The sequence below is a fragment of the Flagellimonas oceani genome, assembly GCF_011068285.1.
In the GTDB taxonomy this organism is placed as follows: Bacteria; Bacteroidota; Bacteroidia; order Flavobacteriales; family Flavobacteriaceae; genus Flagellimonas; species Flagellimonas oceani.
This window is the reverse complement of record NZ_CP049616.1, coordinates 3,988,223-4,002,541: the sequence shown is the minus strand read 5'-3', so window position 1 is coordinate 4,002,541 and position 14,319 is coordinate 3,988,223. Positions and strand designations below refer to the sequence as shown.

The window sequence follows — 14,319 nt, the reverse complement described above, 5'->3', positions numbered from 1 at the left end:
GTTAAGGTGATTTGGTCAATCCTGCTCAAAGCTACGACGCATTCACCAAATTATTTTTGTTCGCTTCCAGTTTTTGGGCAATACTGTCCCAAAGTTCAACTCTACATTGAAGCGCTTGTTTGCTGTATTCCAACACATCGGTCCATTTTTGGGCATCCGAACCGCAAAGGGCCTTGATCATGCGCAAGGCCAAAGGGCCGTGATCCTCACCATCCAACTCAATGTGCCTTTTGAGATAATACTCCAGTTTCTTATACTTGCCAGCTCCAGATTGCTCGATGATGCCCAAGAACATATCTGGAATCAAATCCTCGCGACCAAAGGTAAATGCAGCGGCAATAATATGTGGTTGTTGCGTATTGATCACCTCAAAGGTAAACTGCAGAAAATTCTTTTCCACCCGATTGAGTTCGGCCGCTTCAATCTGGGTGGATATTGCCTTTAGATCATTGAACGATGAAATGGTTGCTTCAACTTTTTGGGTGTCCGCACCTACTTCCTGCATGGCATCCAAATACATTTCAAAATGACTTTTGGCCTCTCCTTTTTCATTAAAATCGCTCTCTTCCTCCAACACAATTTCATTGATGAACCTTGTCACAGCGGTGTCTTTTGCAGGATGCCAAGGCAAGCCTACGCAGGTAAGATCCTGCTGCAGGGCCTTCAGGAGGGACATAAAATCCCAAACGGCATAGACGTGGCTCTCCATGAAGGTTTTAATATCATCCACCGACTCCAATTGGGCATACATTGGATGGTTCTTGAGTTGTTCGCGTAGGGGTTGAAGCTCTTGCTCCAAGTTTTCAATTTTCATAGCAATACTTTTGTTCTTTTCTTTTCACGGAGTTTATCGGATGTTGGTTTCCGGCAAAGCGTCTTTTTCTTCCCATTCCTTGATCCATTTGGCCATGAGCTCGGCCCAATCGTCCCGGTCGTTCAAACAGGGGACATGAATGTAATCGCCGCCGCCTGCTTCTTCGAACTGCTCCTTGCCTTCCATTGCGATTTCTTCCAATGTCTCCAAGCAATCACTTACAAATGCCGGGGTGATCACCGCCAAGTTTTTGATGCCCTCATGCCCCAAGCGTTCAAATTCTTTATCGGTGAAAGGTTGCAACCATGGGTCGCTTCCCAATCTTGATTGGAACGAAGTGCTCACCTTATCCCCGGGTAAGCCCAATTCTTTTTTGACCAGTTCGGTGGTATCGTAGCACTGATGACGGTAACAAGTATGGTGCGCCACAGAGTTTGTTTTACAGCATTCCCCGTTCAACTGGCAATGGAACTTGGTTGGGTCCGATTTTCTAATATGCCTTTCAGGAATTCCGTGATAGGAAAACAGGATATGGTCGTAATCAAAACCCTTGAGTCCTTCGGCAATGCTTTTTGATAATATTTTGATGTAATCCGGATTGCTGTAAAAAGCGGGCAAGGTGGTCAAATGCATTTCGGGGAAATCCTTTTGTTGCACTTCCAACGCTTTCACCACCACTGTTTCGTAGGAAGACATGGCATAATGTGGATACAAAGGCACCAAGAACACCTCATCCACTCCTTTCTTCTTCAATTCTTGTAAACCTTCTTTAATGGACCCAGAACCGTAACGCATCCCCAAAGCCACTGGAAGTTCTGTGTGTTTTTGTACTTTTTCCGCGAATCTTTTGGAAATAATGATCAAAGGAGACCCTTCATCCCACCAAATTTTGGAATAGGCCTCCGCGGATTTCTTCGGACGCGTGTTCAAAATAATTCCGCGCACGATGATATTCCTTAAAACAGGATTGACATCGATGACACGTTCGTCCATCAAAAATTCATCCAAATACGGCTTTACATCTTTGGCAGTCGGGCTATCTGGCGACCCCAAATTGACCAATAAAACTCCTTTTTTCACGGCTTGTAAGTTTAGGCCGCTAAAATACAACACGAAGTGGACTTGACCTTTTCCGCATCAAAATACTTTCTTATGACCAAATAATGTTTCTCGATTTTGTTTAAGCAATCTTACTTTCTTGACTTTTCTACCTTATTTTTGAAAATATGGAGTCCTTTTACGACAACGTTTCCAAAGAATCGCTCATTTACTTGGGTGTGACCCTGCTTGTCCTCATTATTCTGTATTGGGGCACTTCGGTCCTAATGAAACGTTTGGGCAAGAATCCTAAATATTTGCTGCCCAAAAGTGCTTTTCGGCGCTTGGCCTTCCCATTAGTATTGATTTTTATATCAATTCTCCTACGAATGAAGGCGCTCCGCGACCTATTAAATTTGGAAGACGCGGAGTACTGGTTTAAAAAAGCAAGTACCATTCTCTTCATTTTTGCCATGGCCTGGGCAATGATCGCTTTGCTCAAAATCATCAAAAAAGCGGTCATTCAAAATTATGACATTGGAGTTGCGGACAATTTAAAGGCACGAAAGGTCTATACCCAGTTCACTATATTGGAACGCATTTTTATCTTCATTATAATTCTGTTGGCTACCGGCTTTATGCTGATGAGTTTTGAAGAAATCCGCGAAGTGGGCATCAGTATTTTTGCTTCTGCGGGAGTCGCGGGAATCATCATCGGTTTTTCGGCACAGCAGTTTATCGGGACAATTTTGGCAGGTATCCAAATTGCCATTGCCCAGCCCATAAAACTGGATGATGTGGTCATTGTGGAAGGCGAATGGGGCCGCATCGAAGAGATTACCCTTACCTATGTTGTGGTGAGCATTTGGGACAAAAGACGTTTGATAGTGCCCACGCCCTACTTTATCAACCAACCGTTCCAAAACTGGACCAAGACGTCCTCTGAACTGTTGGGGACGATATTTTTATATATGGACTACAATGTTCCGTTCGATAAAATCAGGGAAGCGCAAACTGAAATTTTGAACAATACCGACCTTTGGGACGGCAAGGTAAATGTGGTGCAAGTCACCGACACCAAACCCAATTATGTGGAGATACGCACCTTGGTAAGTGCCAAAGACTCGCCAACGGGTTGGGATTTGCGGGTACATGTCCGTGAGAAGCTTATTGAATATTTACAAGAAAACTATCCAGAGAGCATTGCGAGAACCACCCGATTGACTGTTGAACGTAAAGATGATAAAAATGAAGATTAGGATAATTGCGGCTTTTTTGATGTTGGGAGCCTTTGTAAATGCACAAAAAATTACCTGTTCTCCTGAGGACAAGTCACTTTTTGAGGCCAAAATCGCTGACTTGGAGCAAACAAAAGCATCAAACTTAGGGGATACCATTGCTTTGGTTGGACAATCCTTTTTGGGAACGCCCTATGTGGAAAAAACCCTTGAAGTCGGCGATACAGAAACCTTGGTCGTGAATTTTGGAGGGCTGGATTGCACCACTTTTGTGGAAAATGTGTTGGCTTTCAGTTTGATGTTGCAGCACCAGCAGACAGCTTTTGAGAATTTTACCGACAATTTAGAGACCGTTCGGTATAGAAATGGTGATTTAAACGGATATCCCTCTCGTCTCCACTACTTTACGGAATGGATTCGCAACAACGAGAAAAAGGGATTGGTAAAAGATATCACTGCGGAACTGGGTGGCGTGGAGCTGGAAAAACCCATCAATTTTATGGGGACGCACCGCAATCTGTATCCATTTTTGGCCAGTGATGAAAATTTTGAGTCCATGTTGGCGGTGGAAAAAGAAATTGCCAAAGAAAAGCTTTGCTATTTGCCACAGGATCAAATTGAAGACAAGGAGCACCTCATCAAATCGGGAGACATTCTTGCCTTGGCCACCTCCATAAAAGGATTGGACGTGACCCATACGGGAATCGCCATCCATCAACCTGATGGAAGATTGCATTTATTGCACGCTTCAAGCAAAAATGGCGAAGTGGAAATCTCAGAATTGCCTTTGGCGGATTACCTGAAAAACATCAAGAGCAATATTGGAATCATAGTGGCAAGACCGACCTTACTTTCGCTTTAGGCACCATTCAATCGCTCCCAAAAGGTGTTGACGGAACATGGGTTCGTCATAGGACTCTTCGGTATGGCCTCCTCCGGTGTAAAAAGCCCTTCCACCATCAAACTCGTGATACCAAGCTATGGGGTGATTGGAGCCGTTGGTTCCGCCTTCGTAAGTGGTCTCATCCAAATTGAGCAAAACAGTAACGTCCGGATTTAAATCCTTAAAGTTGTACCACTCATCGGTTCTAGTCCAGGAATCCTGTAAGTGCTCCGTGGACGGATGCGCCTTGCTCACCACATCAATTTTTGCCTGCCGGACGTTGGGGTCGTTGGGATGGCTCACAAAATAACCCCCGACCAACTTACCGTACCAAGGCCAATCAAATTCGGTATCCGATGCGGCATGAATGCCCAAAAAAGCACCTCCTCCTTTTATGTACGATTCAAATGCACGTTGCTGTGCGTCGTTCAACACATCCAACGTGGTGCTTAAAAACACAACAAGTTTGTAATTTTTAAGGTTTGATGCTGTAAAATCCTCCCCTGATTCCGTTTGTAAAGCGATAAAGCCGTTTTGCCTACCAAGTTCTCTTAAGGTCTGCACTCCTTTTTCTATGGACTTATGCCTCCAACCCTTGGTTTTTGTAAATATCAGTACCAACTCGGGCATTTTTTTAGCTTCCGATTCGGTTGTAGGTGTGTCTTGCGCAGCCATTTGAAACATAAAACAAAAGGCAAGCAGGGATAATGTGAAGATTCTCATTTGTTGTTTGTTTAGACGTTGGAAGTTAAGTATTTTTTGGGTGTTGTGCCGAACTTCTTTTTAAAAGAGGCTATAAAATGACTTGCAGTACTGTACCCGACCTTTAGTCCTACTTCGTTGACATTGTGCTTCCCGGTTTCCAACATTTTGCGGGCATATTCCATTTTATAATCGAACAAAAAACCAAATACGGAGTCTCCGTAGATCTGTTTGAAGCCTTCTTTCAACTTTTTAAGGCTCAACCCCACTTCTTGAGACAGTTCGGCCAATGTTGGCGGCTCGGCCATTCGGGAAATCATGATCTCCTTGGCCATACGGATACGACGCACATTGTCCTCATCGGCCAAATAGGGGCATTGTTCCAAATCGGCATCCTCGGTTTTGTTGAAATAGAGCGAGATCAATTCGTAGACCTTGCCTTTTAAATACAGTTTTTTGACGGATGGATGCAGGTTGAAATTCATCAACTGGCTCAACACAACGGCAGTTGCCGGCGACACCATTTCCTGTGAGTAATATTTCTTTTCCTTGTTATCATCACTTAAAAAAGGGATATAATCAGCTTCATCCGAAAACAGGGAATGAAACTTTCTGATGGTCATCACTACGGATACCAACCAAGAACCCGGTGAAACTACCAAGTCCAGAGGCAAATCTTTTTGGGTATTGTAGAGCAACAAGGAGTTTTCTTCATTGACCTCCAAATAATAGTTTCCCTCGTTAAAATTAAACTTGGACTTTCCTTTTAAACAAAAGTGAAATTGAATGTAAGAGCTGTCAATATCACGTTCAATAAGTTTAGGTTCTTTGGCATCGTTTTGAATTTTAAGTATATAAATCCCGTCCTCGACCAAAATTTCGTCATAAGAACCGCTAGCGATATTTTTCATATTGGTTTTCAATCTGATTTTGCGTTTTAGTTAATTTAGAATCGCTCTAAATTGTATTGTTCATCATCAAATTTATCAATAATAACAATGCTTCACCCCAATTTTAAGAAAAATAAACCATAAAATAACACTTGCAGTTATTTATAGTGCCGCTAGCGTTATTTTTTGATCTACAAGCCTGTTATTTTTGTGCTGCGATTTATATCCTTTATGAGGGACTACCATATTTCAAAACATAATTCCTTCTATGCCGTTGGTTTGAGTTACAAGAAGGCGGATGCAGAGGTTAGAGGAAAGTTCAGTCTGGATGTTCCTGCCATTGACCATATTTTGGGCAAGGCCAAGGAAATCGGAATTGATGGTCTTCTGGCCATCTCTACTTGTAACCGTACCGAACTCTACGGTTTTGCGCAACATCCCTACCAGCTCATCAAGTTGCTTTGTGACGAGACCCACGGAACGGTTGAAGAGTTTCAGGAAGTGGCCTACGTGTACAAAAACCACGATGCCATTTCGCATATGTTCAAAGTGGGAACTGGTCTTGACAGTCAGATTTTGGGCGATTTTGAAATCATCAGCCAAATAAAACAAGGCTTTTATCGCTCCAAAAAGCAAGAAATGGCCAATCCGTTCTTGGAACGTTTGTGCAATGCCGTGATTCAGGCCAGCAAGCGCATCAAAAACGAAACGGAAATATCTTCTGGTGCCACATCCGTAGCTTTTGCTTCGGTAAAATATATTTTGGACAATGTAGACGACATCTCCAACAAGAACATCCTCTTGTTCGGAACGGGGAAAATTGGAAGAAATACCTGTGAAAACCTGGTGAAGCATTCCAATAATTCCCACATTACATTGATCAACCGAACTCGGGAAAAGGCGGAGGACATTGCGGGCAAATTTCATTTGACCGTAAAGGATTATGGGGATCTGCAAACCGAGATACGCAAAGCTGATATTCTTGTAGTCGCCACGGGTGCCCAATTGCCCACCGTTTCCAAAGCACTCATCTATCCCAAAAAACCCTTGTTGGTGTTGGACCTTTCGGTACCTAAAAATGTATCGGACGATGTGAAGGAACTGGACAATGTGACCTTGGTGCATCTAGATCAACTCTCGCAGATTACCGACGAGACCTTGACCAAACGAAAAGAATACGTTCCCAAAGCGGAGGCTATCATAGAAAAAGTAAAAAAGGATTTCCTGAAATGGCTGGAAACCCGCAAGTTTGCCCCTGTGATCAATGCACTCAAGGACAAACTGAACACGATGAAAACCGAGGAAATCGATTTTCAGACCAAAAAAATTGAAGGATTCGACCAACTTCAGGCAGAAATTATCTCCGACCGGATCATCCAAAAAATCACCAAACAGTTTGCCAACCACTTAAAGAGCAACGAGGTGGATACCGATGACAGTCTGGAACTGATCCAGAAAGTATTTCAGCTAGAACTCCACTCCAAATGAGCAAAATAATCCGCATTGGAACCCGCGACAGCGAATTGGCGCTGTGGCAAGCCACCACCGTGCAACAAAAGCTGGAAGCACTTGGGTACGACACCATTTTGGTGCCGACCAAATCTTTGGGAGACCAAGTATTGGACAAGCCACTTTACGAGTTGGGCGTTACGGGCATTTTTACCAAGACCTTGGATGTTGCCCTGCTCAAAGGAGACATTGACATTGCGGTACACTCTATGAAAGATGTGCCCACCAAGCTGCCGAAAGGAATAGTACAAGTTGCGGTTTTGGAGCGCGCGATGACCTACGATATTTTGGTTCACAAAGGGTCCAATTTTTTGGAAAACGACCAACCTGCCACCATTGCCACAGGCAGTTTGCGCCGAAAAGCCCAGTGGCTGAACAAATATCCCAACCACAAAGTGGTTGATCTTAGGGGAAATGTAAACACCAGGCTCCTAAAACTCATTGAAAACGATTGGCAAGGCGCCATTTTTGCACAGGCCGGATTGGAACGCATCAAACTATTGCCCAAAGATGCCATTCAATTGGATTGGATGATTCCCGCCCCAGCGCAAGGTGCGATGTTGGTCGTGGCCAAGGAAGAGGACGATTTCACCAAAGAAGCATTGGACAAACTCAACCATTCCGAAACTGAAATCAGTACTACTATTGAGCGTGAATTCTTGCGCACTTTGGAAGGTGGCTGTACTGCTCCGATTGGCGCTTTGGCGCAAATAAAAGACCATATGGTTTATTTTGAAGGTGTTGTTTTCTCTTTGGATGGAAAGCAGAAAATCGAAATCAAAAAAGAAGCAAAGCTATCGGATGCCAAAAACCTAGGAAAAGCAAGCGCCCAAGAAGTGTTGCAAAAAGGAGGCGACAAATTGATGCAAGAAATCAGAAATGAAAACAGTACTGTCCACTAAAATGTTGAGTCCGTCCCAAAAGGAGCTTTTTCTAAATTCTGGTTTGGGATTGGTGGAGTACGATGCCCTAAAAATTGAGCTGTTGGATGTAAAAATCCCGTTCACTTACAACAACTATATTTTCACAAGTAAGAATGCCGTTAAGGTATTTTTGAATCAATCCGAGGGTCACGAGAAATCAAATTTCCGCGCCTACTGTGTGGGTGAAAAAACAAAAGCACTTTTGGAAGAAAATGGCGCAAAAGTGGTTGAAATGGTTCAAAACGCATCAGAATTGGCCAAAATTCTTGTGAAAGACCATCAAAATGAGTCTTTTATATTTCTTTGCGGCAACAAGAGAAGGGATGAACTCCCTGATACTTTAGCGAAAAATAACGTTCAGTATAAAGAATTGGAAGTTTACCGAACCCATTTAAATCCAAAGGCGTTTCAAAGGGATTTTGATGGTGTTCTGTTCTTTAGTCCAAGTGGCATCCGAAGTTATCTTTTGGAAAACTCATTAGGGAACGGCATCTTGTTCTGTATCGGAGAGACCACAGCTGCTGAAGCTCAAAAACATTCAAAAAATATAATCATTGCCAACAAACCGACTGTGGAAAATGTGTTGGTGCAGGCGATTAAAGAGTTATCAATACAAACGGATGCTGAGCGGAGTCGAAGCACCTTTCAACATCGAAAAAACAATTAAAAGATTCCTGCCTTCTCAGGAATGACAAATTAAAATCTATGATAAAAAACGACTTGTTCCTAAAAGCTTTGAAAGGCGAAACCGTCGAACGTCCGCCCGTGTGGATGATGCGACAGGCAGGGCGTTATTTGCCCGAGTTTATGGAACTCCGTAAAAAATACGATTTCTTTACCCGTTGCCAGACCCCAGAATTGGCTTCGGAAATTACCGTACAGCCCATTCGCCGATATGGAATGGATGCCGCGATTTTGTTCAGCGATATTTTGGTGATTCCCCAGGCTATGGACATCGAAGTGCAGATGAAACCGAATTTTGGACCTTATCTCCCCAACCCTATCCGCTCGCAAGCTGATTTGGACAAAGTAATCGTGCCCGATATCCAGGACACTTTGGGCTATGTGATGGATGCCATTACAATGACCAAGGAAAAATTGAATGATGAAGTTCCCTTGATCGGATTTGCAGGTTCTCCGTGGACATTGCTTTGTTATTGCGTCGAAGGCCAGGGAAGCAAGAGTTTTGACAAGGCCAGAGGGTTTTGCTTTACTCAACCGGAAGCTGCACACGAATTGCTTCAAAAAATCACGGATACCACCATCGCGTACCTAAAAGCAAAGGTCGAGGCGGGTGTCAATGCCGTTCAAGTATTTGACTCGTGGGGCGGGATGCTTTCGCCTCAGGATTATCAAGAGTTTTCTTGGAAATACATTCAGCAAATCGTGGATGCATTGAAAGATGAAGCGCCTGTAATCGTTTTTGGAAAAGGATGCTGGTTTGCCTTGAAAGAAATGGCCAACTCCGGGGCTTCGGCCGTAGGTGTGGATTGGACGTGCTCCGCTCAAAATGCAAGGTACTTGACAGGTGGCAATGTTACCCTTCAAGGTAATTTTGATCCTGCTCGCTTGCTTTCGCCCCCATCAACCATCAAGGAAATGGTCACGCAAATGATTCGTGATTTTGGCAAGGATAAATATATTGTAAACTTGGGTCACGGTATTTTGCCACATATTCCCGTAGAGCACGCCAAAGCATTTATTGATGCGGTAAAAGAGTATCAAGAGTGAACCTTTTTGCAGTACTGAAACGGGTTGATTTTAAAAATATACTGAAAGTTATTTTTATAGGACTGAGCCGTCCTCACTTTATATGGCCGACCATTAAAGCCACAAAGGATTGCATCGCCATATCGACCAAAAACTATGGGAAACTGCATCATAAAAATGGCCCTGCCAATGCTTTTAGACACGCCTTTTGGAATTATTTGATTGCCAAACGGTGTTTTAAATGGCAGCAAAATAAGGAAACCGTTTTGGCGTGGGCCAAAAAAGTCACCGATTGGCACGAGGATTCATTTCCGAACAAAAAATTGCCAAGGGAAATGGATTTGCACAATAACGAAGTGGGGCGCTTCATTTTTGAACAAAATACAGATAAATCAGAACAAGAAGTCATTGAACTATTGAAGCAAATGGCTTTGGAATCCATCAAAATTGATGAGAACAGCATACTTTCTGAATACAAAAACCGAATGGTACATATTTTGGAACAATGAAAGATAAATTTTACGCATACATTCAACAATTACAGGACAGCATTACTTCAAAACTGGAAGAAATGGACGGAACCGCCAAGTTTCAACAAGATTTTTGGGAACGTGAAGAAGGTGGCGGTGGCAGAACACGTGTCATTGAAAATGGGACTGTTTTTGAAAAAGGTGGTGTCAATATTTCCAAAGTTCACGGTCCCCTACCCAAAAGTATGCAGAACTACTTTGGAGTGGAAGATGTGGATTTCTTTGCCTGTGGCCTCAGTTTGGTGATTCACCCTAAAAGTCCAATGGTTCCAACTGTGCACGCCAATTGGCGCTATTTTGAGATGTACGATAAACAAGGCAACATCGTAGATCAATGGTTTGGCGGCGGTCAGGACCTCACCCCCTACTATTTGTTCGATGAGGATGCAGCCCACTTTCATACGGTCTGCAAAAAAGCTTGTGATGCACACAATTCTGAATTTTATCCAACATATAAAACGAAGTGCGACGAATACTTCTGGAACGCCCATCGCAACGAAGCCCGTGGTATCGGTGGATTGTTCTTTGATTATTGCAAGGCAACCGAAGAGACCAATATGGAAGATTGGTACAATTTTGTGACCGAGGTCGGTGACAGTTTTTTGGATGCCTACGCACCTATTGTCGAGAAAAGAAAGGACCTTCCCTACTCCAAAGAACAGCGCGACTGGCAAGAAATTAGGCGGGGCCGTTATGTGGAATTTAATTTAGTGCACGATAAAGGCACCCTGTTCGGCCTAAAAACCAACGGCCGTATTGAAAGTATTTTGATGAGTCTGCCTCCGCACGTACAATGGCGATATGACCATCATCCAGAAAAAGGAAGTGAGGAAGAGCAGTTGATAGCAGTGCTGCAAAATCCAAAAAATTGGGTTTAATCCGTAGCTTTGCCTTGAAACCAAGCCTATGAGACAGAAAATTTATCAAATAGATGCATTTACCAGCCAGACATTCGGCGGAAATCCGGCCGCGGTCTGTATTTTGGATTCGTGGTTGAGCCCAGAATTGATGCAAAAAATCGCGCAGGAGAACAACTTGGCAGAAACCGCCTTTGCCGTCAAAAAAGACAGGCAATATGAAATTCGCTGGTTTACCCCCGAAGTGGAAGTGGACCTTTGCGGACACGCGACACTGGCAACTGCTTTTGTGCTCTTTCATTTTTATGAGTTTGAAAAAAATACCATTCAGTTTTATTCAAGCCGAAGTGGAAACCTCACCGTGAACAAGGCGGACAATGGTTGGTTGACTTTGGATTTTCCAACTGATAATCTGATTGCCATTCAAAATATTGAAGAGTTGGACACGGCCATCGGGCAAGCCCCCATAAAAACCCTGAAGGGCAAAACGGATTATATGATGGTGTATCAATCACAAAAGGAAATTGAAGCCATTGAACCCAACCATCATTTGCTTGGAAAATTGGATGTTCGTGGCGTTATCGTAACCGCACCAGGGGACGAAGTGGATTTTGTTTCCCGTTTTTTTGCTCCCGCTTGCGGCATTCCCGAAGACCCAGTGACCGGTTCCGCCCACACTTCATTATCGCCATATTGGGCAGAAGTTTTGGACAAAACCAAAATGACGGCCAAACAACTTTCCCAACGAGGAGGTGACTTGGTCTGCGAATATTTGGGCGAGCGCGTTAAAATTTCGGGTAAGGCCGTGCTTTATTTAACTGGCGAGATCGATATATGAATCAGCACATCACTAAAACTTAAACGAAACAGCTTGAAGCTTAAGGCTTACAGCTTAAAACTAAATATATGTACCCACTCATAAGAAACAGAAGACTTCGCGCATCCGAATCCATTAGAAGATTGGTTCGGGAAACCACATTATCACCCGATGACTTTTTGGTGCCCTTGTTCGTGACCGAAGGCAAGGGAATCAAGGAAGAAATACCTTCTATGCCCAACTATTTTAGGCTGAGTTTGGACAATTTGGAGAAAGAAGTGAAGGAACTTTGGAAAATGGGCTTGTGCTCCGTCCTTCTTTTTGTAAAGGTCGATGATAAACTGAAGGATAACAAAGGAACCGAAGCGCTCAACCCCAATGGTTTGATGCAACGTGCCATAAAAACCGTGAAAAATGCCTGTCCGCAGATGTTGGTTATGACCGATGTTGCCTTGGACCCGTTTTCTTCCTACGGACACGATGGCATTGTAGCCGAAGGACAAATCTTGAACGATGAAACGGCTGAATTGCTAGCGGAAATGAGCGTGTCCCACGCCAAGGCAGGGGCCGATTTTGTGGCCCCCAGTGATATGATGGACGGCAGAATCCTTACGATTCGTGAAGCCTTGGAAGATGAAGGCTTCCTCAACACGGGGATTATGGCCTATTCCGCCAAGTATGCCAGCGCCTTTTATGGTCCGTTCCGGGATGCTTTGGATTCCGCTCCCGTGGATATCGCCAATGTGCCCAAGGATAAAAAAACCTATCAAATGGATTATGCCAATCGGTATGAAGCCATCAAGGAAACCCAAATGGATATTGACGAAGGTGCGGATATCGTGATGGTAAAACCGGGTTTGTGCTATTTGGACATTGTTCGGGAAATCAAAAACGAAGTAGAAGTTCCGGTTGCCGTGTACCAGGTTTCCGGAGAGTATGCGATGGTAAAAGCCGCCGCGGAAAAAGGCTGGTTGGACCACGACGCCGTGATGTTGGAACAGCTTACGGCCATTAAAAGGGCCGGTGCCGACATTATTGCCAGTTATTTTGCAAAGGATTTTATTCGAACTTTGGGCTAAAACCTCGACCAAATGAAAAAACTGGTGGCTTCGTTCCTCTTCATCACTTTAGTGATGCCCTCTGCATTTGCGCAACGCGAACTAATCCACGCCTTGCCCTCAAAATTGGGTTTCGATGAAGCTTTCATCAATAAAAAGGTGGATTCCATTATGGAAATGGGCATCGATAGCTTGGCTTTTCCCGGGGCACAACTCTTGGTGGCCAAAAACGATACTGTCATTTTTCATAAAGCCTACGGTTTCCACACCTACGACAGCATTCAACCCGTGGCTTTGAACGACCTGTACGATTTGGCCTCCGTCACCAAAATTTCTGGGCCGTTGCCCGCCTTAATGAAATTGGTGGACGAAGGAAAACTGGATTTGAATCAACCTTTCAGCACCTATTGGAAGCCTTGGCGGCACCGAAAAGACAAAAAAGACCTCACGCTTCGGGAAATTTTGGCGCATCAGGCAGGTTTGGTTCCCTACATTGTGTTTTTACAGAAAGTGTTTCGGAAGAATGGCCAAATTAAAAGAAGGTTTGTGCACCGTTCATCCGGTAAAAGATTTCAAGGGCAAGTGTATGATGGGCTCTACATCAACAATCGGTTCGAGCGAAAGATGAACCGTATCATCAACCGCTCCAAGGTTTCGGATGAAAAGAAATACAAGTATTCAGGGCTCACGTTTCTCATCTTTCCAAGTTTGATAGAACAGCTCACAGGAACCGATTATCAAAGATATTTGGATGAAAATTTCTATCAGCCTTTGGGATGTCACACCTTGGGCTATCTGCCCAAAGAAAACAACTACGTGAACGCCATCGTCCCCACCGAAATGGATTCACTCTTCCGAAAAACCTTGGTAAAAGGTTGGGTGCACGACGAAAATGCATCGCTCAAAGGAGGTGTTTCCGGCAACGCGGGATTGTTCGGTACGGCGGATGATTTGGCCAAATTGATGCTCTTTTATCAAAATTATGGCAAGGTGGACGGCAAACAGCTGATTGCTGCCGAAACCGTGAAAGAATTTACCGAAGTACAGTATCCCGAAAACGAAAACCGCCGTGGATTGGGATTTGACAAACCCTTGCTCGATAACGCCAAGCTTCCTTTGGAAGAAGCCTACCCCTCCCCTTTGGCAAGTCCCAAAAGTTTTGGACATTCCGGTTTCACGGGAACCTTTGTTTGGGCCGACCCTGAAAACAGGCTGACCTTTATTTTTCTATCCAACCGGGTATACCCGTCCAGAAGCCACCGCCAATTGTATGATTTAAATATCCGAACCGCACTTCAAGATGTTTTTTATAAAGCGGCGGGATTAAACATTCAAAATTAATTCCTATTC

General features: G+C 43.9%; 15 protein-coding genes. 11 read left to right on the top strand and 4 right to left on the bottom strand.

From position 1 onward, the window contains the following. Window positions 1-31 precede the first annotated feature (31 nt). Both GVT53_RS18115 and hemH read right to left on the bottom strand, forming a co-directional pair. Complete coding sequence (locus GVT53_RS18115; RefSeq protein ID WP_205791758.1) at window positions 32-814, bottom strand: DUF3050 domain-containing protein; 783 nt, start codon at window positions 812-814, stop codon at window positions 32-34. 33 nt (window positions 815-847) lie between these two features. Further along, window positions 848-1,894, bottom strand: a complete 1,047-nt coding sequence (gene hemH, locus GVT53_RS18110; RefSeq protein ID WP_166249888.1) for a ferrochelatase — start codon at window positions 1,892-1,894, stop codon at window positions 848-850. A gap of 146 nt (window positions 1,895-2,040) precedes the next feature. Here hemH and GVT53_RS18105 point away from each other — a divergent pair, with 146 nt between their 5' ends. Continuing rightward, window positions 2,041-3,111: a mechanosensitive ion channel family protein gene (locus GVT53_RS18105; RefSeq protein WP_166249887.1), complete on the top strand. Its 1,071-nt coding sequence runs from the start codon at window positions 2,041-2,043 to the stop codon at window positions 3,109-3,111. Next, window positions 3,101-3,952 carry an N-acetylmuramoyl-L-alanine amidase-like domain-containing protein gene (locus GVT53_RS18100; RefSeq protein WP_166249886.1) on the top strand — a complete coding sequence of 284 codons (852 nt, stop codon included), beginning with the start codon at window positions 3,101-3,103 and terminating at the stop codon, window positions 3,950-3,952. Before GVT53_RS18105 ends, GVT53_RS18100 begins: the two co-directional genes overlap by 11 nt. Here the strand turns inward: GVT53_RS18100 and GVT53_RS18095 are convergent. Together GVT53_RS18095 and GVT53_RS18090 are read right to left on the bottom strand one after the other, a co-directional pair. Further along, window positions 3,938-4,696 carry a ThuA domain-containing protein gene (locus GVT53_RS18095; protein WP_166249885.1) on the bottom strand — a complete coding sequence of 253 codons (759 nt, stop codon included), beginning with the start codon at window positions 4,694-4,696 and terminating at the stop codon, window positions 3,938-3,940. The two genes, GVT53_RS18100 and GVT53_RS18095, sit on opposite strands and share 15 nt — an antisense overlap. Before the next feature lie 11 nt (window positions 4,697-4,707). After that, on the bottom strand, window positions 4,708-5,586 hold the full coding sequence (locus tag GVT53_RS18090; RefSeq protein WP_166249884.1) for a helix-turn-helix transcriptional regulator: 879 nt from the start codon (window positions 5,584-5,586) through the stop codon (window positions 4,708-4,710). A gap of 210 nt (window positions 5,587-5,796) precedes the next feature. Between GVT53_RS18090 and hemA the strand changes: the two genes are divergently transcribed. The 9 genes from hemA to GVT53_RS18045 all read left to right on the top strand — a co-directional run bounded on the left by hemA (window position 5,797) and on the right by GVT53_RS18045 (window position 14,310). Further along, a complete protein-coding gene (gene hemA / locus GVT53_RS18085; RefSeq protein WP_166250532.1) occupies window positions 5,797-7,053 on the top strand; it encodes a glutamyl-tRNA reductase in 1,257 nt (418 codons plus the stop codon). After that, on the top strand, window positions 7,050-7,976 hold the full coding sequence (hemC, locus tag GVT53_RS18080) for a hydroxymethylbilane synthase (protein ID WP_166249883.1): 927 nt from the start codon (window positions 7,050-7,052) through the stop codon (window positions 7,974-7,976). Before hemA ends, hemC begins: the two co-directional genes overlap by 4 nt. Continuing rightward, window positions 7,954-8,664 carry a uroporphyrinogen-III synthase gene (locus tag GVT53_RS18075; RefSeq protein ID WP_166249882.1) on the top strand — a complete coding sequence of 237 codons (711 nt, stop codon included), beginning with the start codon at window positions 7,954-7,956 and terminating at the stop codon, window positions 8,662-8,664. The genes hemC and GVT53_RS18075 overlap by 23 nt, the downstream gene beginning before the upstream one ends. A gap of 38 nt (window positions 8,665-8,702) precedes the next feature. Beyond that, the gene (gene hemE / locus GVT53_RS18070; protein WP_166249881.1) at window positions 8,703-9,728 is read left to right on the top strand and encodes a uroporphyrinogen decarboxylase; all 1,026 of its coding nucleotides are present in this window, start codon (window positions 8,703-8,705) and stop codon (window positions 9,726-9,728) included. Then, window positions 9,725-10,216: a DUF6973 domain-containing protein gene (locus GVT53_RS18065; protein ID WP_166249880.1), complete on the top strand. Its 492-nt coding sequence runs from the start codon at window positions 9,725-9,727 to the stop codon at window positions 10,214-10,216. Before hemE ends, GVT53_RS18065 begins: the two co-directional genes overlap by 4 nt. Then, complete coding sequence (hemF, locus tag GVT53_RS18060; RefSeq protein WP_166249879.1) at window positions 10,213-11,115, top strand: oxygen-dependent coproporphyrinogen oxidase; 903 nt, start codon at window positions 10,213-10,215, stop codon at window positions 11,113-11,115. Before GVT53_RS18065 ends, hemF begins: the two co-directional genes overlap by 4 nt. A 28-nt stretch (window positions 11,116-11,143) precedes the next feature. Beyond that, complete coding sequence (locus GVT53_RS18055) at window positions 11,144-11,932, top strand: PhzF family phenazine biosynthesis protein (RefSeq protein WP_166249878.1); 789 nt, start codon at window positions 11,144-11,146, stop codon at window positions 11,930-11,932. A gap of 68 nt (window positions 11,933-12,000) precedes the next feature. Beyond that, window positions 12,001-12,990 (top strand): porphobilinogen synthase, encoded by a 990-nt coding sequence (hemB, locus tag GVT53_RS18050; protein ID WP_166249877.1) that lies wholly within the window; start codon window positions 12,001-12,003, stop codon window positions 12,988-12,990. 12 nt (window positions 12,991-13,002) lie between these two features. Further along, entirely contained in the window at window positions 13,003-14,310 is a 1,308-nt protein-coding gene (locus tag GVT53_RS18045) for a serine hydrolase domain-containing protein (protein ID WP_166249876.1), read from the top strand. Window positions 14,311-14,319: the final 9 nt, after the last annotated feature.

Bases quoted from the DNA above. Each gene is read 5' to 3' on its own strand.
- GVT53_RS18115 (WP_205791758.1), bottom strand. From the start codon at position 814: ATGAAAATTGAAAACTTGGAGCAAGAGCTTCAACCCCTACGCGAACAA.
- GVT53_RS18105 (WP_166249887.1), top strand. From the start codon at position 2,041: ATGGAGTCCTTTTACGACAACGTTTCCAAAGAATCGCTCATTTACTTG.
- GVT53_RS18100 (WP_166249886.1), top strand. From the start codon at position 3,101: ATGAAGATTAGGATAATTGCGGCTTTTTTGATGTTGGGAGCCTTTGTA.
- GVT53_RS18095 (WP_166249885.1), bottom strand. From the start codon at position 4,696: ATGAGAATCTTCACATTATCCCTGCTTGCCTTTTGTTTTATGTTTCAA.
- GVT53_RS18090 (WP_166249884.1), bottom strand. From the start codon at position 5,586: ATGAAAAATATCGCTAGCGGTTCTTATGACGAAATTTTGGTCGAGGAC.
- hemA (WP_166250532.1), top strand. From the start codon at position 5,797: ATGAGGGACTACCATATTTCAAAACATAATTCCTTCTATGCCGTTGGT.
- hemC (WP_166249883.1), top strand. From the start codon at position 7,050: ATGAGCAAAATAATCCGCATTGGAACCCGCGACAGCGAATTGGCGCTG.
- GVT53_RS18075 (WP_166249882.1), top strand. From the start codon at position 7,954: ATGAAAACAGTACTGTCCACTAAAATGTTGAGTCCGTCCCAAAAGGAG.
- hemE (WP_166249881.1), top strand. From the start codon at position 8,703: ATGATAAAAAACGACTTGTTCCTAAAAGCTTTGAAAGGCGAAACCGTC.
- hemF (WP_166249879.1), top strand. From the start codon at position 10,213: ATGAAAGATAAATTTTACGCATACATTCAACAATTACAGGACAGCATT.
- GVT53_RS18055 (WP_166249878.1), top strand. From the start codon at position 11,144: ATGAGACAGAAAATTTATCAAATAGATGCATTTACCAGCCAGACATTC.
- hemB (WP_166249877.1), top strand. From the start codon at position 12,001: ATGTACCCACTCATAAGAAACAGAAGACTTCGCGCATCCGAATCCATT.
- GVT53_RS18045 (WP_166249876.1), top strand. From the start codon at position 13,003: ATGAAAAAACTGGTGGCTTCGTTCCTCTTCATCACTTTAGTGATGCCC.